At 61.5% G+C, this 22,468-nt stretch carries 21 protein-coding genes and 2 pseudogenes; 11 read left to right on the top strand and 12 right to left on the bottom strand.

Annotation, left to right across the window (positions count from 1 at the left end):
* Positions 1-254: 254 nt before the first annotated feature.
* Positions 255-390, bottom strand: a pseudogene (locus tag BN1127_RS23185) (DM13 domain-containing protein); the annotation flags it as partial.
* A gap of 98 nt (positions 391-488) precedes the next feature.
* On the bottom strand, positions 489-620 hold the full coding sequence (locus BN1127_RS22995; RefSeq protein WP_005323897.1) for a hypothetical protein: 132 nt from the start codon (positions 618-620) through the stop codon (positions 489-491).
* Between the two features lie 29 nt (positions 621-649).
* Here BN1127_RS22995 and BN1127_RS14335 point away from each other — a divergent pair, with 29 nt between their 5' ends.
* On the top strand, positions 650-1,216 hold the full coding sequence (locus tag BN1127_RS14335; RefSeq protein ID WP_041206704.1) for a hypothetical protein: 567 nt from the start codon (positions 650-652) through the stop codon (positions 1,214-1,216).
* Between the two features lie 248 nt (positions 1,217-1,464).
* On the opposite strand, the gene glyS is transcribed toward BN1127_RS14335, so the two are convergent.
* Both glyS and glyQ read right to left on the bottom strand, forming a co-directional pair.
* A complete protein-coding gene (glyS, locus tag BN1127_RS14330; RefSeq protein WP_041206705.1) occupies positions 1,465-3,534 on the bottom strand; it encodes a glycine--tRNA ligase subunit beta in 2,070 nt (689 codons plus the stop codon).
* 9 nt (positions 3,535-3,543) lie between these two features.
* Positions 3,544-4,467, bottom strand: coding sequence for a glycine--tRNA ligase subunit alpha (glyQ, locus tag BN1127_RS14325; RefSeq protein WP_005323905.1), 924 nt, complete (start codon positions 4,465-4,467; stop codon positions 3,544-3,546).
* A 188-nt stretch (positions 4,468-4,655) separates the two neighbouring features.
* Between glyQ and BN1127_RS14320 the strand changes: the two are divergent.
* The 5 genes and pseudogenes from BN1127_RS14320 to BN1127_RS14290 all read left to right on the top strand — a co-directional run bounded on the left by BN1127_RS14320 (position 4,656) and on the right by BN1127_RS14290 (position 7,637).
* A pseudogene (locus tag BN1127_RS14320) lies at positions 4,656-5,224 on the top strand (DNA-3-methyladenine glycosylase I).
* A 319-nt stretch (positions 5,225-5,543) separates the two neighbouring features.
* Entirely contained in the window at positions 5,544-5,798 is a 255-nt protein-coding gene (locus BN1127_RS14310; protein ID WP_005323908.1) for a hypothetical protein, read from the top strand.
* Between the two features lie 399 nt (positions 5,799-6,197).
* The gene (locus BN1127_RS14300; protein WP_005323912.1) at positions 6,198-6,452 is read left to right on the top strand and encodes a hypothetical protein; all 255 of its coding nucleotides are present in this window, start codon (positions 6,198-6,200) and stop codon (positions 6,450-6,452) included.
* Positions 6,453-6,572: 120 nt separating this feature from the next.
* On the top strand, positions 6,573-6,815 hold the full coding sequence (locus BN1127_RS14295; protein ID WP_005323913.1) for a hypothetical protein: 243 nt from the start codon (positions 6,573-6,575) through the stop codon (positions 6,813-6,815).
* Positions 6,816-6,980: 165 nt separating this feature from the next.
* Entirely contained in the window at positions 6,981-7,637 is a 657-nt protein-coding gene (locus tag BN1127_RS14290; protein ID WP_005323916.1) for an OmpA family lipoprotein, read from the top strand.
* A 145-nt stretch (positions 7,638-7,782) separates the two neighbouring features.
* On the opposite strand, the gene BN1127_RS14285 is transcribed toward BN1127_RS14290, so the two are convergent.
* Complete coding sequence (locus BN1127_RS14285) at positions 7,783-8,127, bottom strand: RidA family protein (RefSeq protein ID WP_005323918.1); 345 nt, start codon at positions 8,125-8,127, stop codon at positions 7,783-7,785.
* A gap of 21 nt (positions 8,128-8,148) precedes the next feature.
* The gene (tusA, locus tag BN1127_RS14280; protein ID WP_041206709.1) at positions 8,149-8,394 is read right to left on the bottom strand and encodes a sulfurtransferase TusA; all 246 of its coding nucleotides are present in this window, start codon (positions 8,392-8,394) and stop codon (positions 8,149-8,151) included.
* A 171-nt stretch (positions 8,395-8,565) separates the two neighbouring features.
* On the opposite strand from tusA, the gene BN1127_RS14275 reads away from it, so the two are divergent.
* Positions 8,566-8,757, top strand: a complete 192-nt coding sequence (locus tag BN1127_RS14275) for a hypothetical protein (protein WP_005323922.1) — start codon at positions 8,566-8,568, stop codon at positions 8,755-8,757.
* Positions 8,758-8,802: 45 nt separating this feature from the next.
* Here BN1127_RS14275 and BN1127_RS14270 read toward each other — a convergent pair whose 3' ends face one another.
* The 6 genes from BN1127_RS14270 to BN1127_RS14245 form a co-directional block, all read right to left on the bottom strand.
* Complete coding sequence (locus tag BN1127_RS14270) at positions 8,803-10,059, bottom strand: ABC transporter substrate-binding protein (protein WP_041206710.1); 1,257 nt, start codon at positions 10,057-10,059, stop codon at positions 8,803-8,805.
* 5 nt (positions 10,060-10,064) lie between these two features.
* Positions 10,065-11,510 (bottom strand): ATP-binding protein, encoded by a 1,446-nt coding sequence (locus BN1127_RS14265; RefSeq protein WP_042649914.1) that lies wholly within the window; start codon positions 11,508-11,510, stop codon positions 10,065-10,067.
* A 70-nt stretch (positions 11,511-11,580) separates the two neighbouring features.
* Entirely contained in the window at positions 11,581-12,303 is a 723-nt protein-coding gene (locus BN1127_RS14260; protein WP_005323928.1) for a response regulator, read from the bottom strand.
* 283 nt (positions 12,304-12,586) lie between these two features.
* Positions 12,587-13,750 (bottom strand): acetyl-CoA C-acyltransferase FadA, encoded by a 1,164-nt coding sequence (fadA, locus tag BN1127_RS14255; protein WP_041206712.1) that lies wholly within the window; start codon positions 13,748-13,750, stop codon positions 12,587-12,589.
* A 21-nt stretch (positions 13,751-13,771) separates the two neighbouring features.
* Entirely contained in the window at positions 13,772-15,919 is a 2,148-nt protein-coding gene (fadB, locus tag BN1127_RS14250) for a fatty acid oxidation complex subunit alpha FadB (RefSeq protein WP_005323932.1), read from the bottom strand.
* 204 nt (positions 15,920-16,123) lie between these two features.
* Complete coding sequence (locus BN1127_RS14245; RefSeq protein ID WP_005323934.1) at positions 16,124-18,061, bottom strand: acetoacetate--CoA ligase; 1,938 nt, start codon at positions 18,059-18,061, stop codon at positions 16,124-16,126.
* A gap of 196 nt (positions 18,062-18,257) precedes the next feature.
* On the opposite strand from BN1127_RS14245, the gene pepQ reads away from it, so the two are divergent.
* Genes pepQ through hemG form a run of 4 tightly spaced genes read left to right on the top strand, consistent with a single transcriptional unit; the run spans position 18,258 to position 22,223 of the window.
* Positions 18,258-19,580, top strand: coding sequence for a Xaa-Pro dipeptidase (pepQ, locus tag BN1127_RS14240; RefSeq protein ID WP_005323936.1), 1,323 nt, complete (start codon positions 18,258-18,260; stop codon positions 19,578-19,580).
* Positions 19,580-20,197, top strand: a complete 618-nt coding sequence (locus tag BN1127_RS14235; RefSeq protein WP_005323938.1) for a YigZ family protein — start codon at positions 19,580-19,582, stop codon at positions 20,195-20,197. Before pepQ ends, BN1127_RS14235 begins: the two co-directional genes overlap by 1 nt.
* A 36-nt stretch (positions 20,198-20,233) precedes the next feature.
* Positions 20,234-21,691, top strand: coding sequence for a TrkH family potassium uptake protein (locus BN1127_RS14230; RefSeq protein ID WP_005323940.1), 1,458 nt, complete (start codon positions 20,234-20,236; stop codon positions 21,689-21,691).
* A gap of 7 nt (positions 21,692-21,698) precedes the next feature.
* On the top strand, positions 21,699-22,223 hold the full coding sequence (gene hemG / locus BN1127_RS14225) for a menaquinone-dependent protoporphyrinogen IX dehydrogenase (RefSeq protein WP_041206713.1): 525 nt from the start codon (positions 21,699-21,701) through the stop codon (positions 22,221-22,223).
* Positions 22,224-22,468 lie beyond the last annotated feature (245 nt).

Raw genomic sequence — 22,468 nt, 5'->3', positions numbered from 1 at the left:
GTTGCTGCCCGCCTATACCGGCTGATCGGCATCCCTTGCGATCCGATGTAGAAAAAGCGGTGCCTTCGGGCGCCGTTTTGCAGTGGCCAGTTGAGGGCTGACACTTCGCCCGCCATCGAAGCGCTGCCTTGGCAGTGCCATTACTCTGCAGGCTCTTGTCACCAACGGATAAAGTTGGGACATCCACCGAGAGTTGATATCGATGAGGGAAAATAGGGTGTACAGCGATGGGTGTCCTGGAATGGTTTCTTGTTCAGATCTCGGCGAAAGGTGCCGTTAAAGCTTGCCTGCTGCTGATTGGCCGCCGCACTGTTCAGTGCTTGGTGCGGATGGAGCGATCAGTATGGGCAGGGTATAGATGCCGGCGGCAAAGCACGCCGTCCCCACCAGTCAGCTGGGCCAGGGTCTTGCGTTGCATAACACCTCGGTCGTCACGACGTGATGGCTCCACGACAGCGCATCGGTGCAGGGGTCTGTAGAGGCTATAGTCAGACAGATGGCGCCTGCGAGTCACTGTCTCCGGGCTGCCAGCTTTCGATCACCCCGTCCATCCACCAGACAGCTGCGCCCGGCAGCACGGCCGCCATGGTAGCCAGGCCGTGCGTGATCTTGTTTTGCATCGTATTCACCCAATTGGGAGAGAGATGTTATGTGCAAACACCTATTGGCCCTGGGCGTGCTCGCGGCCATCACCCTGATCACACCGGCCCAGGCCGAAGAGAAGGCCGGCATGCCAGCCATGACAGATGAGGCGATGATCGCCAGCGCCATGGCGGCGGCCCCCGTCAAAGTCGGTGCCGGCGCTACCATAGTGGCCATGGGCGCCGACGGAAAGATGCGTACCCTGCGTGAGGGCAGCAACGGCTTCACTTGCATGCCCGACAACCCGGCCACACCGGGTCCGGATCCCATGTGCATGGACGCGGCCGCGATGGCCTGGGCTCACGCCTGGATCAGCCACGAGATGCCGCCGAAGGGCAAGATCGGCTTCATGTATATGCTCAAGGGCGGCACCGATGCCAGCAACACCGACCCCTACGCGACCCAACCCACCACCAGCAACAACTGGTTGCAGACCGGGCCCCACGTGATGATCGTCGGGGCGGATGATGCCTTTTACGATATGTATCCGAAGGGTGCAGATCCGGACACCTCGGCCCCTTACATCATGTGGTCGGGCACTCCCTATCAGCACCTGATGGCGCCAGTGGAGTAAGAGGTTCCGTGCAGTCGAGTCGGCGTCGTTCGCCGCTGCCGATCATCAAAAGGCGCCCTCTGGCGCCTTTTGTATTGGGTTCGCGAGTAAATAACGCAGTAAATTAGGACACCCATCGGATAGGGGCCCTAAACTAGTTGCATGTAGTCATGAGTACGTACATTTTTTAGGTTTTTTCACATTGATACTTTTGTAAATTGAAACGGCGCCTTTCGGCGCCGTTTTTTATATCACTTACTCAACCAAGATCACTGCAGCAGGGAGATATCCGCGACTTGCAGGAACAGGTTGCGCAGGTTGTTTAGCAGCGCCAGACGGTTGGCCTTGAGGGCTTCGTCGTCGGCCATCACCATCACCTCGTTGAAGAAGGTGTCGACCGGCTCGCGCAGGGCGGCCAGACGGGTGAGGGCAGCCTGATAGTCACCGGCAGCGAACAGCGGGGCCAGTTCGGCTTGCAGTTCGGCAACCTGGGTGGCCAGCGCCTGCTCGGCGGCATCGACCAGCAGTTCCGGTTTGACGGCAGTCGGCAGTTCGCCTTCGACCTTGGCCAGAATGTTGCTCACGCGCTTGTTGGCGGCAGCCAGTGCCAGTGCGGCATCCAGCGTGCGGAAGTGGCTGACGGCCTTGACGCGACGATCGAAGTCGAGCGGACGGGTCGGGTGGCGGGCCAGTACGGCCAGCACCACATCGGCACCGATGCCTTCATCCTGATAGGCGGCGCGGAAGCGGCCCAGCATGAAGTCGACCACGTCGGTGACGACGGTTTTGTTGGTCAGCTTGTCGCCGTAGACGCGTACCGCTTCTTCCACCAGTTCAACCAGATCCAGATCCAGCTGCTTCTCGGTCATGATGCGCAGGGCACCGATGGCGGCGCGACGCAGGGCGAACGGATCCTTGTCACCCTTCGGCAGCATGCCGATGCCGAAGATACCGGCCAGGGTATCGAGCTTGTCGGCCAGCGCCACGGCGCAGGCTTCCAGAGCGGACGGCAGGGCATCACCGGCGAAGCGCGGCATGTACTGCTCGTTGAGGGCCACGGCCACCACTTCGTCTTCGCCGTCGTGACGGGCGTAGTGCATCCCCATGACACCCTGGGTGCTGGCGAACTCGCCGACCATGTTGGTCATGAGATCACACTTGGAGAGCAGACCGGCACGCTTGGCCTGAGCCACGTTGGCGCCGATGCGCTCGGCGATAAAGCCGGCGACGGTCTCGATGCGCTCGACCTTGGCCTTGACGGTGCCCAGCTGTTGCTGGAACAGCACTGTCTCGAGGCGCGGCAGGCGGGAGGCCAGGGTCTGCTTGAGGTCGGTCTTGAAGAAGAACTCGGCGTCAGAGAGACGGGGGCGAACCACCTTCTCGTTGCCGCTGATGATCTGGCTCGGGTCTTTGGACTCGATGTTGGTGACGAAGATGAACTTCGGCAGCAGCTTGCCGTTCTTGTCGTAGACCGGGAAGTACTTCTGGTCACCCTTCATGGTGTGAACCAGCGCTTCAGCGGGAACGGCCAGGAACTTCTCTTCGAAGTTGGCGGTCAGCACCACCGGCCACTCGACCAGGGCGGTGACCTCTTCCAGCAGGGCGTCGTCCAGATCGGCAACGCCACCGAAGGCGGCAGCGGCCGCTTCGGCGTCAGCCTTGATCTTGGCCTTGCGCGCCATAAAGTCGGCAATCACCATGCCGCGCTCCTGCAGGATCTGCGGGTACTGACCGGCGTTGTCGATGGTGAACTCGCTCTCGCCCATAAAGCGGTGACCGCGGATGGTGCGGGCGGAGTCGATACCCAGAATGTGAGCGGGAACCAGATCCCCATCCAGCAGCAGGGTCACGGTGAACACCGGACGCACGAACTGGATGGTCTTGTCGCCCCAGCGCATCATCTTGGGGATGGGCAGCTTGGCCAGCGCCTGGCTAACCAGTTCGCCCAGCAGCTCGCGCGCCGGACGACCTTCGACCTTGGCGGTGTGGACCAGCCACTCGCCCTTGTCGGTGACCAGACGCTCGGCCTGTTCCACCGTGATGCCGTTGCCACGGGCCCAGCCTTCGGCGGCTTTGGTCGGCTTGCCATCGGCATCGAACGCCTGGGAGACGGCCGGGCCGCGCTTCTCGACGCTCTTGCTCGGCTGCTCGCCAGCCAGCGCGTGTACCTTCAGCGCCAGGCGGCGCGGTGAGGCGAACCACTCGACGTCGCCGAAGGCCAGGTCGGCCTTGGTCAGTTCGCTCTTGAGGTTGTCGGCAAAGGCTTCGGCCAGGGAGCGCAGGGCTTTGGGCGGCAGCTCAGCAGTACCGATCTCTACCAGAAATGTATGTTGTGCCATGTCCGTTCCTTAACCTTGCTTGTTCTCACTGCGCTGACACATAGGGAAGCCCAGCGCTTCGCGGGAGGCGTAGTATGCCTCGGCCACGGCCTTGGTCAGGGTGCGAATGCGCAGGATGTAGCGCTGACGCTCGGTGACCGAGATGGCCTTGCGGGCATCCAGCAGGTTGAAGGAGTGAGCGGCTTTGAGGATGCGCTCGTAGGCAGGCAGCGGCAGCGGTTTTTCCAGTGCCAGCAGGTGCTGGGCTTCCTTCTCGTACTGCTCGAAGCAGTGGAACAGGAACTCCACGTCGGCGTGCTCGAAGTTGTAGGTGGACTGCTCCACCTCGTTCTGGTGGAACACATCGCCGTAGGTGGTCTTGCCCAGCGGGCCGTCAGACCAGATCAGGTCGTAGACACTGTCTACGCCCTGGATGTACATGGCCAGACGCTCGAGACCGTAGGTGATCTCGCCGGTGACCGGCTTGCACTCGAGGCCGCCAACCTGCTGGAAGTAGGTGAACTGGGTCACTTCCATGCCGTTCAGCCACACTTCCCAACCCAGACCCCAGGCACCCAGTGTCGGGTTTTCCCAGTTGTCTTCCACGAAGCGGATGTCGTGGATCTCGGGATCCATGCCCAGCTCTTTCAGGGAGCCCAGATAGAGTTCCTGAATGTTGTCGGGGGAAGGCTTGATGATCACCTGGAACTGGTAGTAGTGCTGCAGGCGGTTCGGGTTTTCACCGTAGCGGCCGTCGGTGGGACGGCGGGACGGTTGCACGTAGGCGCAGGCGATGGGCTCCGGGCCCAGGGCACGCAGACAGGTCATGGGGTGGGAAGTACCGGCACCCACTTCCATATCCAGCGGCTGAATGATGGTACAGCCCTGGCGGGACCAATAGTCCTGCAGCTGCAGGATCAGGCCCTGAAAGGTTTTGACATCGAATTTTTGCATAGTGTTTTTCGCGCGAAATGAAATCAGAGCAAGATTTGCTGAATGTGAACCGAGGGAGTATACCGTCTGGCATGGTCGGATAATAGGCGAAATTACAGGGGATTAGTGGGGCTATGCTGCCGTTTGCCCTATGATGTCGCCGACGGAAGCGGCCTGCCGATGGCCGATGAAATGACAAGGGAGAGGAAATGGAACTGCGCTGTGCCTGGGTGACCAAGGACCCGGAATACATCGAATACCATGACAAGCAGTGGGGCAGGCCGGTCCGTGACCCGCGGGAGCTGTTTGCCAAGCTCTGCCTCGACGGTCAGCAGGCGGGGCTGTCGTGGATCACCATCCTCAAGCGTACCGACAGCTACCATCGCGCCTATGCCGACTTCGATCCGGTGCGCATCGTGCAGTTCGACGAGCAGGATGTGGAGCGGCTGATGCAGGACAGTGGCATCATCCGCAACCGGCTCAAGGTGCACTCGATCATCAAAAATGCCCGCGCCTATCTGGCGCTGGAGGCTGAGGGCATCGACTTCGTGGAGTATCTGTGGGGCTTTGTGGGCGGCGCCCCCATTGTCAACCAGCGCCAGGGCAACGGCGACATTCCGGCCACATCAAAGGAGTCGGATGCATGTCCAAGGCCCTCAAGAAGCGCGGCTTCACCTTCGTCGGCAGCACCATCTGCTACGCCTTTATGCAGGCGGTGGGCATGGTGAACGATCATCTGGTGACCTGCCCCTGTCATGCCGCCTGCCAGCAAGGCTAAATCGGGAGCGGAACAAGAAGGGAGGCCACAGCCTCCCTTCTTCCTTTCTGGCCTTGGGATTAGGGGCCAGCTCGCCAGGATCTGACGCCAGGGTGAAGGCGTTCACGCGGCTCGATTTTACCTCGGTCGGGAGCCTCCTCTGCCTCGCCGCCATGCGGGCCCTGGGCCTGGTGAACGATCATCTCGAAGCCCGCCCCGTCAGGCCCCCTGCCAGCGGGGCCTGGGGCCCGCTTTTCGGCGCCCGGTACAGCCGGGATACAGTAATTCCTGTTCAAGATTGCTGTATCCAAATTGAAGTCCCCATCAACGAGGCAGTCCCATGTCACTGAATTCATTTCGCCACCGCACCCTCGGCACCCTGATCCTGGCGGGTTGCTCCCTGCTGGCGACCCTGCCCGCCCAGGCGGCCGATCGTCAGGATGCCCGCGACGTGCGTCAGGAAGTCCGTCCCGAGATCCGTGAGGCCAAGATCGATTGTCGTCAGGCCAACAATAAGGACAATTACGAGTGCCGTCAGGACAAGCGTGAAGTGAAACAGGACGTGCGCGAGAAGTCCCGCGACGTCAAATACTGATCCAGCACCACAGACCTCAGCCCGATCAACCAGGGAGCCTCGTCATGAACATTTCAACTCCTCACCCGGCTCGCAGCGCCTTGCTGTCAGCCTTGCTGGTCGGCTGTACCCTGTCGGTGGCCCTGCTGGTTCAGGCAACCGAACAAGCCCAGCAGCGCTGACAGGCTCGGGATCTGCGTCAGGATGTCCGCCAGGAATCCCGCGAACAGAAGCGGGATTGCCGCCAGGAGGAGTTCCTGGGTAACGCCGATTGTCGCTAGGAACACCGCCACAACAAGCAAGAGGCACGCGACTTGGCTCGCGATATCAAATATTGATTCGAGAGCAGGGACTCGCCTAACCCATCTTCCATGACGGCAGCCGAACCAGGCTGTCGCATTAACTTACATTGGAGTCCTTATGACTATTTCCGTATCCCGCCTGAGCGCCGCCCTGCTGACCGCCTGCACCCTGTTCGCCGCCGTGCCGGCTCAAGCCACCAATCAGGGTGAGCAGCGCCAGGACGCCCGCGACATCCGCCAGGACGGTCGTCAGGAATCCCGTGACGCCAAGCAGGAGTGCCGTGAGGGCCTGGTCGGCAATGCCGATTGCCGTCAGGACAACCGCGACAACAAGCAAGAGAACCGCGACGAGGCCCGGGACGTCAAATACTGATCCTGACAAGCCGCCTCCCTGTCGGGTCGCCCTGCTGGCGCCCGTCCGGCGGTTATCTTGACCCCAGTGTATAATTCAGACATCCCAAGCCGGTGTATTTCATTTAGCCAAGGAGCCAGCATGAAGAAGACCGTATTCGCGCTGCTTGCAGCCACCGCCTTGTTGGCTGCCCTGCCTGCACAGGCCACCAAACAGGCCCAGGAGCGTCGCGAAGCGCGCGATGTGCGTCAGGATACCCGCCAGGAATCCCGCGACGCCAAGCAGGAGTGCCGCGAAGGCCTGGTGGGCAATGCCGATTGCCGTCAGGAACACCGTGACAACAAGCAGGAAGGGCGTGACGAGGCGCGTGACATCAAATATTGATGTCCGGCCTGCCCGGGCAGGCAGTACCCATGCCGTTCACGGCATGACACAGGGGGGCTTTGGCCCCCTTGTTCATATCCACATCATGCGCGTCACACTCTGGCGCCTCTCTGGGTTAGAATACGCGGCCATCGGCTAGAGTCGTTCTTTTTCAGAGGTTTTTTCATGCATTTCAAGAAACTGGTTCCTGCACTTGCCCTGACCGTCGCCATGACTGGCTGCACCACCAATCCCTATACCGGTGAATCCCAGACTTCCAAGGGTGCCTGGGGCGCACTGGCCGGTGCCGCGACTGGCGCCGCCGTGGGGGCTCTCTCTTCCAGCAAGGGTGACCGCAAGAAGGGCATCCTGACCGGCGTGGCCGCCGGCGCCGCCCTGGGTGGCGGTATCGGTTACTACATGGACGTGCAGGAAGCCAAGCTGCGCGAGAAGCTGCAGGGTACCGGCGTCAGTGTGACCCGCAATGGCGATCAGCTGATCCTCAACATGCCGAACAACGTCACCTTCGACAGCGCCAGCGCCCAGCTCAAAGCCGCCGGTGCCAACACCCTGTCCGGTGTGGCCATGGTGGTTGCCGAGTTCGACAAGACTCGCCTGAACGTGGTCGGCCACACCGACAGTACCGGTTCCCGCGAGTTGAACATGAAGCTCTCCGCCCAGCGTGCCGATGCCGTCGCCGCCCAGCTGATCGGTCAGGGCGTGACCGGCAGCCGTATCGCCACCAGTGGTGTGGGCCCTGATCAACCGGTCGCCACCAACAGCACCGCAGAGGGCAAGGCCCAGAACCGTCGGGTGACCATTACCCTGACCCCGACCGCCTAAGTCGTTTGGTTTCCGGTAACGAAAAGGCCCCGCCAGTGATGGCGGGGCCTTTTGCTATGGGTGCCGTGGTCAGATGGTATCGGCGCTCTTTTCGCCCTTCTCCCCTCGCGGGAGAAGGGCCGGGGATGAGGGGGCGAACCGTGTCTCAGACCGCAGCGGTCAGCTGCACTTCTACCTTGTAGCCTTCGTGGGCCAGGCGGGCCTGCACGCAGGCGCGGACCGGTGCCGTGCTAGCCGGGATCCAGGCGTCCCACTGTTCGTTGAAGGCGGCGATGTCGCCAATGTCCTTGAGATAGATGTTGGCCATCAGGATCTTGTCGACTCCGGAACCGTTGGCTTCCAGCAGGCGTTGCAGGCTGGTCAGTACTTCGCGGGTCTGCTGGTGGATGTCGGCCTCGTCGGTGGCGGGGACTTCCACCACATAGAGGGTGCCGTTGTGGATGACAACATCAGACCAGCGGGCCGTGGTGCCGATTCGGGTAATCGTCATGGATTGCTCCAGTACAGGGGCTTATTGACCCTTGCGGATCAGATAGCGATAGGGGGCCTGCTCTGTCTCGCTGGCGATCAGGGTGTGATCCATGAAGCGGCAGAAACTGGGGATGTCGCGGGTAGTTGAGGGGTCGTCGGCACTGACCAGCAGGGTCTCGCCTTCGGCCATCAGCCGCACTTTCTTGCGGACCATCATTACGGGTTCAGGGCAACGAAGCCCGATTGCGTTCAACTCATGAGTCGCATCGCAGAATAAAGTACTCATCAATAATCAACCTTCAACCAATTCAGCTGCCAATGATACTCAAGGCGAAAAAATAATCAAATATCAGGGTGTTCTGGCAGCATATGTAACCAAAGTGTGATCCGGCTCTATCCAGACCTTGCCCGATGAGTAATATAAAAATTGAACCATATTCAACAAGGAGGTGTGAATATGCAGGTCTCCTACGGCAGATTGCAAGCCTACGCAGGCATGGGGTTCCTGTCGTTCGCCATGATAGTGCTGGGTAGCCCGATCGGAAATACCGGTACCTGGTTCGGATCCATGGTGATGATAGGGCTGGGGCTCTGGATCGAGCTCAGCGACTACTACGACGAGGATGAGGACGAGAACGATAAATCCTGAATCGGATGACGATTCACCCACAAAGGCGGAGCAATTCCGCCTTTGTCATTTCTGCTCCACGCCTGAGCGGGTTGAGCGCATGGCGCGTTCCAGTTGCAGCGCCGTCTGTTCGGGATTGGCCCTGGCGTCGTTGAAGAAGCTGCTCAGCACATCCATGATCCCCTGGCGCATGTTGGTCGGTACGGCCATGCCCTCCGCCATGCTGGGCAGCAGATTGCCGTCCCGCTCCGCCCGCTGGAAATCATGGTAGGAGCGGATGGCGCAGCGATCGAACTTGCTCATGTCAGGCTGGGTGAGCGCCGGGATGGAGCCTTTCACCCGGTTGAACTCCTCCTGGAATCTGGGGGTCATCAGCAACCTGGCCAGCTCGCCCTGAGCTTGCAGCTGGGCGGGATCCCGCTGCTTGAACATAGCGATGGAATCGAGGTTGTAGCTGAACAATCCCTGGCTGCCCGGGCTTGGCAGGCAGTCGATGTCCTCCCCGGGTCGGTAGTTGCCGGCGCTCAGCTCCCCCTTCACCCAGTCCCCCATGATCTGCATGGCAGCACCACCGCTCTCCAGCAGGTTGGTGGCCTGGTGCCACTTCAGGCCGGCGTATTTCTCCGGTACATAGGCGCGCAACTGCTGGAAGCGAGTCAGCACCCGCACCATGTCGGGGCCGGTCAGGGTGGCACTGTCTTGCTCCAGGAACGCCTTGCGATAGAAGGTCTTGCCGCCTTCGCCGAGCGCCACCGTCTCGAACAGCACCGCCAGCTGCCAGGGCTCGTTGCCGATGGCCAGCGGCGTGACGCCCTGTGCCTTGAGCTGCTCCGCCACCGTCATGAACTGGTGCCAGTCGGTGGGGGGCGTCAGCCCCAGCCGCTCGAACAGCTTGCGGTTGAGCCACAACCAGTTGACGCGGTGGATGCCGGTGGGCACCGCCATTAGGGCACCGTTCTGGCTGAGGGTGTCACGGACCATGGGGGAGAGTTGCGGGTACCAGCCGAGGTGTTCGGCCATGGGGCTGAGGTCGCGCAGGAAACCCAGGCTGGCCCACTCGTGCAGCTCATAGCCCTTGAGGTGCGCCGCCTCCGGTGGGTTGGCCGCCAGTGCCCGGCTTTTCAGCACCGTCATGGCGCTCTTGCCGCCGCCGCCCTGCACCGCGAAGTCGTTCCACTGGTTGCCCTGCTCGGCCCATTCCGACTTGAGTACCTCCACCGCCTTGGCCTCGCCGCCGGAGGTCCACCAGTGCAACACCTCGACTTGGGAGGCGCCGACAGGCAGGGACAACAGGGCGATGACAGAAAACGACAACCACTTCATAAGCTTTACTGCCTTGGTAGGGAGAGGGTGGCCTGCAGGCCGCCCTGGGGGCGATTTTCCAGCACCAGATCGCCGCCGTGGGCGTGGGCTATGTTGCGGGCGATGCCAAGACCCAGTCCGGTTCCGGCGGAATCCGTGCTGAGGCGGTAGTAGGGCTCGAAGATGCGCTCGAACTGATCCTCCGGCAGACCGGGGCCCTCGTCCATGATGAAGAGGATCAGCATCTCCGCGTCATCCATGAGAATGACGCGCACCCGATGGCCGTACTTGATGCCGTTGTCCACCAGGTTGCCGATGCAGCGCTTAAGGGCCAGCAGCTTGCCGCGATAGGGCCACTTGCAGTGCCCCTCTATGGTGAGCAGATCCTCGTGCAGGTTCATGGCTTCCGCCATCTGCTCCAGCAGGGCATTGATGTCGATGAGCTCGAGGTTCTCGTGAATGTCGGTCTCTTTCACCGTCTGCAGCGCCCCCTTCACCATCAGCTCCAGCTCGTCCAGATCCTTGTTGAACTTGGCGATCTGGGCTTCGTCATCCAGCAACTCGACCCGCAGCCGCAGCCGGGTGATGGGGGTCTTGAGATCGTGGGAGATGGAGCTGAACAGCCGCTCCCTGTCGTCTATGAAGCGGCGGATGCGCTGCTGCATGATGTTGAAGGCACGGGTCGCCGCCACGATTTCCGACGCCCCCTCCTCTTTGAGGGAGGGCTGATCGATGTCCTTGCCGAGGTTGACCGCCGCCTTGGCCAGCCGGCGCAGTGGCCGGGTCTGCCAGCGCACCAGCATGAAGGTGAAGAAGCAGAGGAAGACCGTCATCAGGGCGATGAAGCGCACCTGGTTGCTCGGCATGACGGTGTCATCCAGCGTCATGTAGGGGGCGGGCAGCAGGGCCGCCAGATAGAGCCACTCCCCCGGTTCGATCTCTATCTGGGTGACCAGCACCGGCGGATTGATGGGCTCCAGCGACAGGGTGTAGCGTGCCCAGGAGGAGGGCAGGTCCGCCAGCAGGGTGTCGTTGTTGAAGACATGCAGCTCCTCGGGTCGCGAGAAGTCCACCTTGATCGCCATGGCGTCGGAGAGCTTGCGGGTCAGCACCTCCTGCACCTCCTTCAGCACCAGCGTCTTGCGCTCGCTGTCGGGGATGGCGCTGATGTGGATCTCCTCCTCGTTCAGCGACACGAAGAAGCGGCTGCCCCCCATGTTGCGCAGCTGGTCCAGCGCGATGTGGCGGTACTGCAGTGGCAGGGACTTGAAGAAGCTGACGGTGGAGGCAGCGGAGAGCGCCAGGTTGCGGGTGGTGCTGAGCATGCCCTCCAGCTCCCGCTTCTGGATCTGCTGCATCCAGATGCCGGTGAGAATGGTCTGGGAGAGCAGGATGGCGAGCAGCAACAGCAGCAGCATCCGTGACAGCAGGGAGCGGGGTACCAGTGCTTGCCAGAATCGCCGACTTCTCATGGGATTGGGTGCCTCTTGTCAGTCAGCATGTAGCCGCCAGGGCGACACCGTGCCGCTTGCCTCTCCCCTGTCACGGGATCTCGTGGACTTCCGCGATCAGCATGTAGCCGCTGCCGCGTATGGTCTTGATGATGCGCGGGCTCTTGCCGTTGTCACCCAGCTTCTGGCGCAGACGGCTTATCTGCACGTCGATGCCGCGCTCCATCGGCAGGCTCTCGCGGCCCCGGGTGGCATCGGAGATGGTGTCCCTGTCCAGCACCACGCCCGGTTGTTGCAGGAACATGCCGAGCAGCAGAGCGTCGCTGCCGGAGAGATCCAGCAGGCTGCCGTCGTCGTGGGTCAGCTGGTGGCTCAGGGTGTCCAGGGTCCAGTCGGCGAAGCGCAGGCGGCGGCTCGGCTCCTTCTCTTTCTCCGGCTGGCGGAATTCGGCGCGGCGCAGCAGCGCCTTGATGCGGGCCTGCAGCTCGCGCGGGCTGAACGGCTTGGCGATGTAGTCGTCGGCGCCGAGTTCCAGGCCGATCACCCGATCCGCCTCATCGGAGGCCGCAGTCAGCATGATGATGGGGACCTGGGAGTCGCGGCGGATCTGCTGACACAGGGTAAAGCCGTCGTCGCCGGGCATCATGATGTCCAGAATGATGAGGTCCGGGCTGTGCTGGGCGAGTTGCTGGCGCATCTCGTTGCCCTCGGCTGCCGTCAATACCTGGAAACCCGCCCGGGTCAGGTATTCGTTGAGCAGCTCGCGGATCTCCTGATCGTCGTCGACGATAAGCAGTTGTTTGCTCGTTGACATATGTATGTGCATCCACCCATTTTTTTGTGCAGATTGAACCTGTCGGGGGAGCAAAAAGCAAGCAAGGCCCCCCTCTAATGTGAAGTTATGGGCAATATAGCCCCTGAATTGGCGCTGATCGGTAGAACAGAATAAAAAAGGCCGACCCAAACGGGCCGGCCAACACGCAGATTCCGACGGCAGGATCACACCCCGTGTGGCGTGCTCCACAGACTCGACAACGGGCCGGACCGGCCGACCCCAACAAGAGAATGCTGGCTCACGTTCGCGTGAGCCGTTTAGATCACACCCGCTCGAACACGGTGGCGATACCCTGACCCAGGCCGATGCACATGGTGGCGACCCCCAGGGTGGCGTCCTTCTCCTCCATCAGATTGATCAGGGTGGTGGAGATGCGGGCACCGGAGCAGCCCAGCGGGTGGCCCAGGGCGATGGCGCCGCCGTTCAGGTTCACCTTCTCATCCACCACGTCCTGCAGACCCAAATCCTTCACGCAGGGCAGGGACTGGGCGGCAAACGCCTCGTTCAGCTCGAACAGGTCGATATCACCGACGGTCAGACCGGCACGCTTGAGCGCCTTCTGGGTCGCTGGCACCGGGCCGTACCCCATGATGGCGGCGTCGCAGCCGGCGATGGCCATGGCCCGCACCTTGGCTCGGGGAGTCAGCCCCAGCGCCTTGGCTCTGTCCGCGCTCATCACCAGCATGGCGGCGGCGCCATCGGACAGTGCCGAGGAGGTACCGGCGGTGACGGTACCGTTGACCGGGTCGAACACCGGGCGCAGCTGGCTCAGGGTGTCGACCGTGGTCTCCGGGCGGATCACCTCGTCATAGTCGTAGAAGAAGCGGGCGCCGCTGGCGTCATGGCCTTCCAGCCCGACGATCTCTCTGGCGAAGCGCCCTTCCACAGTCGCGGCATAGGCGCGGCGGTGGGAGCGGGCGGCAAACTCGTCCTGCTGCGCTCGGCTGATGCCGTGCAGCTTGCCGAGCATTTCGGCGGTCAGCCCCATCATGCCGGAGGCTTTCGCCACGGATTTCGCCATGCCGGGGTGGAAGTCGACGCCATGGCTCATCGGCACATGGCCCATGTGCTCGACGCCGCCGATGATGAAGATATCCCCATCACCCACCTGGATGGCGCGAGAGGCATCGTGCAGCGCCTGCATGCTGGATCCGCACAGCCGGTTGACGGTGACCGCCCCCACCTGCTTCGGAATACCGGCCAGCAGGGCGGCGTTGCGGGCGATGTTAAAGCCCTGCTCCAGGGTCTGCTGCACGCAGCCCCAGTAGATGTCCTCGATCTCGTTCGGGTCGAGGTTGGGGTTGCGCAGCAGGATGGAGCTCATCAGGTGCGCGGACAGATCTTCTGCACGCACGTTGCGGAAGGCGCCGCCCTTGGACCGGCCCATGGGGGTCCGGATACAGTCGACAATGACTACGTCTTTCATGAATGGATCTCCTTTCCGCAATCAGTAGAAGGTTTTGCCCTGGGCGGCCATCTCACGCAGCTTGTCGCTGACACGGTAGAGCGGGCCCAAGTCGGCATACTGGTCGGCCATGGCCACGTAGCGATCCAGACCGATAGTGTCCAGATAGCGGAACACGCCACCACGGAAGGGAGGGAAGCCCAGACCGTAGACCAGTGCGATGTCGGCTTCGGCTGGCGTGGCGACAATGCCCTCTTCCAGACAGAGCACCACCTCGTTGATCATGGGGATCATCATGCGGGCGATGATGGCGTCCTTGTCGAACTCCTGCTTCGGCTTGGCAATGGGGGCCAGCAGCTCGTAGCTAGCTGCGTCGGCCACCTTCTTCGGCTTGCCCTTCTTGTCCTGCTCGTAGGCGTAGAAGCCCTTGCCATTCTTCTGACCGAAGCGGCTCACTTCGTACATCACGTCGATGGCGGTGCGGCCTTCCTTGCTCATACGTGCCGGGAAACCTTGCGCCAGAACGTCACCGGCATGGTGACCTGTATCGATGCCGACCACGTCCAGCAGGTAGGCGGGACCCATCGGCCAGCCGAACTCCTTCTCCATCACCTTGTCGACGGCCGCGAAGTCGGCGCCATCGGCGACCAGCTTGTTGAAGCCGAAGAAGTAGGGGAAGAGCACGCGGTTGACGAAGAAGCCCGGGCAGTCGTTGACCACCACAGGGGACTTGCCCATGGCGGCGGCGTAGGCCACCACGCGGTTGATTGTGTCGTCCGACGTCTGCTCGCCGCGGATGATCTCAACCAGGGGCATGCGGTGCACCGGGTTGAAGAAGTGCATGCCGCAGAAGTTCTCGGGGCGCTTCAGCCCCTTGGCCAGCAGGGAGATGGGGATGGTGGAGGTGTTGCTGGCGAGCACGGCGTCTTCGCCAATGATCCCTTCCACTTCGCCCAGTACGGCGGCCTTCACCTTGGGGTTCTCGACCACGGCTTCGACCACCAGATCCACGTGCTTGACGCTGTCATAGCTCAGGGTCGGGGTGATGGCGGAGAGCACCTGGCCCATCTTGATGCCATCGATGCGGCCCTTCTCGAGCTGGCCGTTGAGCAGCTTGGTGGCTTCGCCCATACCGAGTGCCAGCGCCTTCTCGTTGATGTCCTTCATCACCGCAGGGATGCCCTTGCTGGCGGACTGGTAGGCGATGCCGCCCCCCATGATGCCCGCACCCAGCACGGCGGCGTGGCTTGTGGCCTTGGCTGCCTGCTTGGCCGCCTTCTTGGCCAGCGCCTTGATGTGCTGATCGTTCAGGAAGATACCGACCAGCGCCTTGGCCACGTCGGTCTTGGCCAGCTTGATAAAGCCCTGTGCCTCGACGGCGAGCGCCTCGTCGCGGCTCATGCCGGCGGCGGCCTCAACGGTTTTGACTGCGGTCATCGGCGCCGGATAGTGTTTGCCCGCCACGGCGGCAACCATGCCGGCGGCGGTGGTGAAGCTCATCATGGCTTCCAGCTTGGAGAGGCGCAGCGGGGCCTTCTTGGCGGCGCGGCGGCTCTGCCAGTCCAGTTTGCCTGCGATGGCGTCTCTCATCATCTGCACGGCGGCGCTCTGCAACGCTGCGGGGGCGACCACTGCGTCGATGGCACCCACCTTGAGGGCATCATCGGCACGGACATCCTTGCCTGTGGTGATCCACTCCAGCGCGTTGTCGGCGCCGATCACCCGCGGCAGACGGACGGTGCCGCCAAAGCCCGGCATGATGCCGAGTTTGGTCTCGGGCAGGCCGATTTTGGCGGTGGTATCAGCCAGACGGAAGTCGGTGGAGAGTATGGTCTCGCAGCCGCCGCCCAGGGCGTGGCCCTTGATGGCGGACAGGGTCGGTACCGGCAGATCTTCGATGGCGCTGAAGATGTCGTTGGCCTTTTTCAGCCAGCCGAGCAGATCTTCTTGCGGCAAATCGAACAGTTCCAGGAATTCGGTGATGTCGGCGCCGACGATAAAGGCGTCTTTGCCGGAGGTGAGGATCAGACCTTTTAGTTCACGTTCTTGTTGTAATGCGGCGATCGCTTCGCTCAGCGAGAGCAGGGTAGCGCGATCCAGCTTGTTGACTGAACCCGGGGCATCAAACCTCAGCTCGGCAATGCCGTGTTCGAGGTAGCTGACCGACAGGGTTTCGCCTTGGTAGATCATGAGAGTGTCTCCTTGTTCCCACGCGGTGGGGGGCTTTGCTCCTTTCTCCCCAGCAGGGGGCGAGGCTCACTATTGATCCAAAAGGAGACATTTTCAACACCTATTTAAAACATTTGTTTAACAGTTGTGGAGTAAAAGCTCTTCATCACGGAACGGGCAAAAGAGAGGCGCCTTGCGGCGCCTGCTCTTCAGATGAGTTGTTTGTCAACTGGCTAGCTCGGGGCGATCACGATACTGGTTCAGCACCTCGGGGTCGGCGAGGGCATGGGTGTTGTTGACGGGCCTGTTGTGCACCACTTCCCGCACCGCCAGCTCCACTATCTTGCCGGACTTGGTACGGGGGATGGCATCCACCTGCAGAATGCGGGCCGGCACGTGACGGGCGGTGCAGTGCTGCCTTACTTGCTGGCAGATGCGCTCGCGCAGGGGTTCGTCCAGCTTGCAGCCTGCCTTGAGCTTGACGAACAACACCACCCGCTCGTCCTGCTGCCACTGCTGGCCGATGACGATGCTCTCCTCTACCTCGTCGAGCTGCTCCACATAGCGGTAGATCTCGCTGGTGCCGATGCGCACGCCACCCGGGTTGAGAGTGGCGTCGGAGCGGCCGTAGAACAGGATGCCGCCGGTCTGGGTCAGCTCGATCCAGTCGCCGTGGCACCAGACGTTGTCGAACCGCTCGAAGTAGGCGGCGTGGTACTTTTCGCCGTTTTCGTCGCCCCAGAAGTAGATAGGCTGGGCCGGGAAGGGTTTGGTACAGACCAGCTCGCCCTTCTCCCCTTGCACCGGCTGACCCGCTTCATTGAATACCTGCACCGCTAGGCCGAGGCCGCGTCCCTGGCTCTCACCGCGATAGACGGGACTCAAGGGATTGCCGATGACGAAGCAGGAGCAGATGTCGGTGCCACCTGAGATGGAGCTGAGCTGCACATCCCGCTTGATCCCCTGATAGACATAGTCAAATCCCTCCGGCGACAGCACGGAACCCGTGCTGCATATAAGTCGCAGCTGTGGCAACTCGTGGGTGTTGATGGGGGCATAACCCTGCTTGTGCAGGGCATCGAGATACTTGGCGGAGGTGCCAAACAGGGAAACTCCTTCATCGCGGGCGAGATCCCACAACACGTTGCCGTCCGGGTAGAAGGGGGAGCCGTCGTAGAGCACCAGGGTGGCGCCAGAGGCGAGGGCGCTCACCAGCCAGTTCCACATCATCCAGCCACAGGTGGTGAAGTAGAAGACGCGCTCCCCCGGCTTGATGTCGCAGTGCAGCTGGTGCTCTTTCAGGTGCTGCAGCAGGGTGCCGCCTATGCCGTGGACGATGCACTTGGGTTTGCCGGTGGTGCCTGATGAGTAGAGGATATAGAGCGGATCGTTGAAGGCCATGGGCTCGAAGGTGAGCTGGGCACCGTGCTGGCTTGCCAGCAGCTGCAGCCAGTCGTGGCCGAGCTGCAGGGGATTGCCCAGCAGGGGGATCATCACCGTCTGCTCTATGCTGTCGATTTGGCTCACTACGCTGGCGACCTTGGCCTGAATGTCGATGGCCTTGCCCCCATAGCGATAGCCATCCACCGCGAACAGCACCCGGGGGCGGGTCTGGCCGAAGCGCTCCACCACGCTGGCCTCACCGAAATCGGGGCTGGTGGAGGTCCAGATAGCGCCGAGGCTGGTGGTGGCCAGCATGGCGACCACGGTTTGCGGGATGTTGGGCAGGTAGGCGGCCACCACGTCGCCACGGTCTATGCCCTGGCTGCGCAGCCACTGAGCCAGCCTGGCGACCTGATCTGCCAGCTCGGCCCAGCTCAGGGTCTGGCTTGTGTCCCCTTCAAGGCGGGAGATGATGGCTGGGCTCTCGTCCTGGCGGCGCAGCAGGTTCTCGGCGAAGTTGAGCCGACTGTCGGGGAACCAGCGGGCGCGCTGCATCTCCTGGCGGTTCTCCGCCACTATGTTGCCGAGCTCTCCCTTGACACCGCAGTGCTGCCACACCAACGGCCAGAAGCGGGTGGTCTTCTCCACCGACCATTGATAGAGGTCGGCGTAGCTGCGTAGTTGCAGGCCGTGGAAGTGGTTGACCTCGGCCATGAACTGCTGGAGGTTGGAGTGCTGCATCCTGTCTTGATCCGGTTTCCACAGACAAAGGTTTTGCATGAATCGTTCCTGACTGCTGATATCTACTGTCTGTGGGCAGTGTATTGAATTGTTCTTTATTTGTTAATTGTTGGTTTTCGTTTCATAACAAAAACCCCCTGACCTATGCGTTACCTCACGAAGCGAAAGCCTGGCGGCTCGAGCCTTGATTCGCTTGATGTTATGCTGAAGTCACATTCGCCCGGAGCAGGACGCCATGAGCACTTACAGCCAACTTTTTGCCCAGCATCTCGATACCCTTCAGCGGCGCACCCGCGACATACTGCAACAGCAGGGGCTCAGCGGACTGGCCATCCATTCCGGCCAGACCCACCGCATCTTCCTCGACGATCAGGATTACCCTTTCAAGGTGAACCCCCAGTTCAAGGCCTGGTTGCCGGTGCTGGACAACCCTCACTGCTGGTTGCTGGTGGACGGGGTGAGCAAGCCGGTGCTGCTGTTCTACCGGCCGGTGGATTTCTGGCACAAAGTGGCGGACCTGCCCAATGCCTTTTGGGTCGACTTCTTCGACATCCGCTTCCTGACCCGCCCTGAGCAGGTGGCGGATCACCTGCCTGCCGACAAGCAGGAGTGGGCCTATCTGGGTGGTCATCTCGAGGTGGCCCAGCTGGTGGGACTGGGGCAGCCCAATCCGGAGGCGGTGCTCAACTACCTGCACTATCACCGTGCCTACAAGACACCCTATGAGCTGGAGTGTCTGCGCGATGCGAACCGGCTCGGGGTGCGCGGTCACATCGCTGCCAAGGACTCCTTCATGGCGGGGGCGAGCGAATTCGAGATCAACCTCGCCTACATGAAGGCGGTCGGGCAGGGGGCCAATGAGGCGCCCTACGGCAACATAGTCGCCATCAACCGGAACGCGGCCATCCTCCATTACACTCATCTGTCGACCCAGCGGGTACCGGATGCGGAGCGCCACTCCTTCCTGATCGATGCCGGGGTGGATTATCACGGCTATGCCTCCGACATCACCCGCACCTGGGCCTGGCGTCGGGGCGAGTTTGCCGATCTGATCGCGGCGCTGGATGTGCAGCAGCAGGAGATCATCGCGGAGATCAAACCGGGCCGCCGTTACAGCGAGCTGCATCTGCAGATGCACCACAGACTGGCGCGCTTGCTGCAGGCCACCGAGCTGGTGGACATGTCGGTGGACGAGATGATCCACACCGGCGTCACCAATGTGTTCTTCCCCCATGGGCTCGGCCATTTCCTCGGCCTGCAGGTGCACGATGCCGGTGGCTTCATGCAGGATGAGCGTGGCACCCACCTGGCGGCGCCCGAGCAGTTCCCCTATCTGCGCTGCACCCGGGTGATGGAGGTGGGTCAGGTGTTCACCATAGAACCCGGCCTCTACTTCATCGACAGCCTGCTGGAGCCGCTACGCCGCGGTGAGCAGGGCAAGCGGGTCAACTGGAACAAGGTCGAGGCGCTGCGTCCCTTCGGTGGCATCCGGATCGAGGACAACGTGGTCCTGCATGGGGACGGGGTGGAGAACCTCACCCGGCAAGCAGGGCTCTGATGGTCGCAGACTACGCCATACCAGCCGCGCCGCTGGAGCTTTGCGAGGAGATCAAGAAGAGTCGCTTCATCACCCTGATTGCCCATGCGCCGACGGTCGAGGCCGCCAAGGCCTGGATCGGCGAGGTGAAGCGGCAGCACCCGACGGCCCGGCACCATTGCTGGGCCTTCGTCGCCGGGGCGCCGCAAGACAGCCAGGTCTATGGCTTCAGCGATGACGGCGAACCCTCGGGCACTGCTGGCAAGCCCATGCTGGCCCAACTGATGGGGGCTGGCATCGGCGAGATAGCGGCCGTGGTGGTGCGTTACTACGGTGGCGTTCTGCTCGGGACCGGCGGCCTGGTCAAGGCCTATGGCGGCGGCGTGGGGGCGGCACTCAAGCGGCTCGAGACCAGCATCAAGCGCCAGCAAACACCTTCCCTTATCTGCTGCGACTATGGCGACATGGGGGTGGTGGAAGCCCTGATCTCGGCCCATCAGGGCCAGTTGCTGGCCGCCGATTATGGTCAGCAGGTTCGTTTGCAGGTTGCCTGGGATGCTGCCATCTGGAGTCAGGTGGATCAGGAAATGACAGACCGAACCCATGGCCGGGTATCTCTTCGCCCCTTAGATGGCTAGAATCCATCGCTCTTTTAGCCTGAAGGGGGAGCCGGAATGCAGATTCTGAGCATCATTCGTATCGTTGGTCTCTTGGTCGCGCTGTTCAGCTCGACCATGTTGCTGCCAGCGATGGTTGCTTTTGGGTATCGCGATGGTGGCGGTGCCGAGTTTGTGAACTCCTTCTTCATCGCCCTCCTGCTCGGTGCCCTGCTCTGGTTCCCCAATCGCCATCAGAAGAAAGACCTCAGATCCAAGGAAGGCTTTTTCATCGTTGTGCTGTTCTGGGTGGTGTTGGGCAGCGTGGGGGCCGTCCCCTTCATCATCAGCGACGTGCCGAACATGTCGGTCTCCGAAGCCTTCTTCGAATCATTCTCCGGCCTGACGACCACGGGAGCAACAGTGCTGACCGGGCTGGACAGCCTGCCGAAGGCCTTCCTCTTCTATCGCCAGCTGCTGCAATGGCTGGGAGGCATGGGGATCATCGTGCTGGCGGTGGCCGTTTTGCCCTTGCTCGGCATCGGGGGCATGCAGCTCTATCGCGCCGAGATCCCGGGGCCGGTCAAGGACAACAAGGTGACCCCGCGCATCGCCGAGACGGCCAAGGCGCTCTGGTTCATCTACCTGTTGCTGACCACCCTCTGTGCCCTGGCCTACTGGATGGCGGGGATGACGCTGTTCGATGCCATCTGCCACTCCTTCTCCACCTTGTCGGTGGGCGGTTTCTCGACTCACGATGCCAGCATAGGTTTCTTCAACAGCCCGGCCATCAACCTGATCACTGTGCTGTTCCTGCTGCTGGCCAGCGTCAACTTCGCCCTGCATTTCATGGTGTTCGCCCACAAGCCAGTGCGATTGAGCAGCTATCTGCGGGACTCCGAATTGAAGGTGTTCCTGGCCATCCAGGGCGTGCTGGTGCTGATCTGCTTCGTCTCCCTGCTGTTCCACGGCCACTACGCCACCTGGCAGGAGGCGCTCAACCACGGCCTGTTCCAGGCGGTCTCCCTTGGCACGACCACGGGCTACAGCACGACCAGCTACGCCGACTGGCCCTCCTTCCTGCCCATGTTGCTGATGTTCTCGGCCTTTATTGGCTGCTGTGCCGGCAGCACCGGGGGCGGCATCAAGGTGATGCGCTTCATGATCCTGTTCCTGCAGGGGATGCGCGAGCTCAAGCGGCTGGTGCACCCGCGGGCCATCTATACCCTGAAGCTGGGGCGGCGCGCGGTGCCGGAGCGGATCGTCGAGGCGGTGTGGGGCTACTTCGCCACCTACATCATCCTGTTCTTCATCTTCATGCTGTTGTTGCTGATGACAGGGTTGAACGAGGTGACCGCGTTCACGGCAGTAGCGGCCGCCTTCACCAACGTGGGACCCGGGTTAGGTGAGGTATCCAGCAACTTTGGCAACATCTCGGCGACGGCACAGTGGATCCTGGTGGTCGCTATGCTGTTTGGCCGATTGGAAATCTTCACACTTCTGGTACTGTTTACTCCTGCATTCTGGCGTAGTTGAGGTTGGTATGGACAAGATTTTGGTGCTTTATTCTTCTCGGGACGGGCAAACGCGGAAAATTGTGGATGTCATGCTGGAGGAGATATCAGGATGCGAAGTGGTGATGCAGGATCTACACACCCTGCCGATGTGCAATCTCAGCAAGTATGCCAAGGTATTGATCGGTGCCTCTATCCGCTATGGCAACTTTCACCCCAGCCTGCTCAGCTTTATTCATGCTCACCATGAACAACTGGAAGTGGCCAACGCCGCCTTCTTCTGTGTCAACCTGACGGCGCGCAAGCCCGAGAAGCAGACACCGCAGACCAATGCCTATATGAAGAAGTTTCTGCGTCTCTCGCCGTGGAAGCCGAAGACCCTGGGGGTGTTTGCCGGTGCGCTGCGATATTCTCGCTACAACTGGTGGCAGACTCGCATCATCCAGCTGATCATGATGATCACCGGTGGCAGTACGGATACCAGCCAGGACATCGAATTCACCGACTGGGAAAAGGTACGTGCCTTTGCCCGGGAGTTTTGGTCAAAAAGGTAGCAAATCCGCATCCTTTCTCGTTGACGCCCCGCTTATGCGGGGCGTTTTGTTTGATAAATAGGCGCTTGGGTCGCTAAACAGTAAAAAAGTGTCATTTTTTGTAGTTTTGCGCTTGCCATCCCGGCGCGGCTCCCTATAATGCGCCCCTACCAGCACGGCGGAACACGCCAAACTGATGAGCTAGCTTCCTTGTGAAGCAGGCGCCGAAAGAAAAGCGAAAACAATCGCTTGACTTTCGAAGTGAG

The sequence above is a fragment of the Aeromonas media genome, from assembly GCF_000819985.1.
In the GTDB taxonomy this organism is placed as follows: Bacteria; Pseudomonadota; Gammaproteobacteria; order Enterobacterales; family Aeromonadaceae; genus Aeromonas; species Aeromonas media.
The sequence above is the reverse complement of the archived record's forward strand: the minus strand, read 5'-3'. Positions and strand labels throughout refer to the sequence as shown.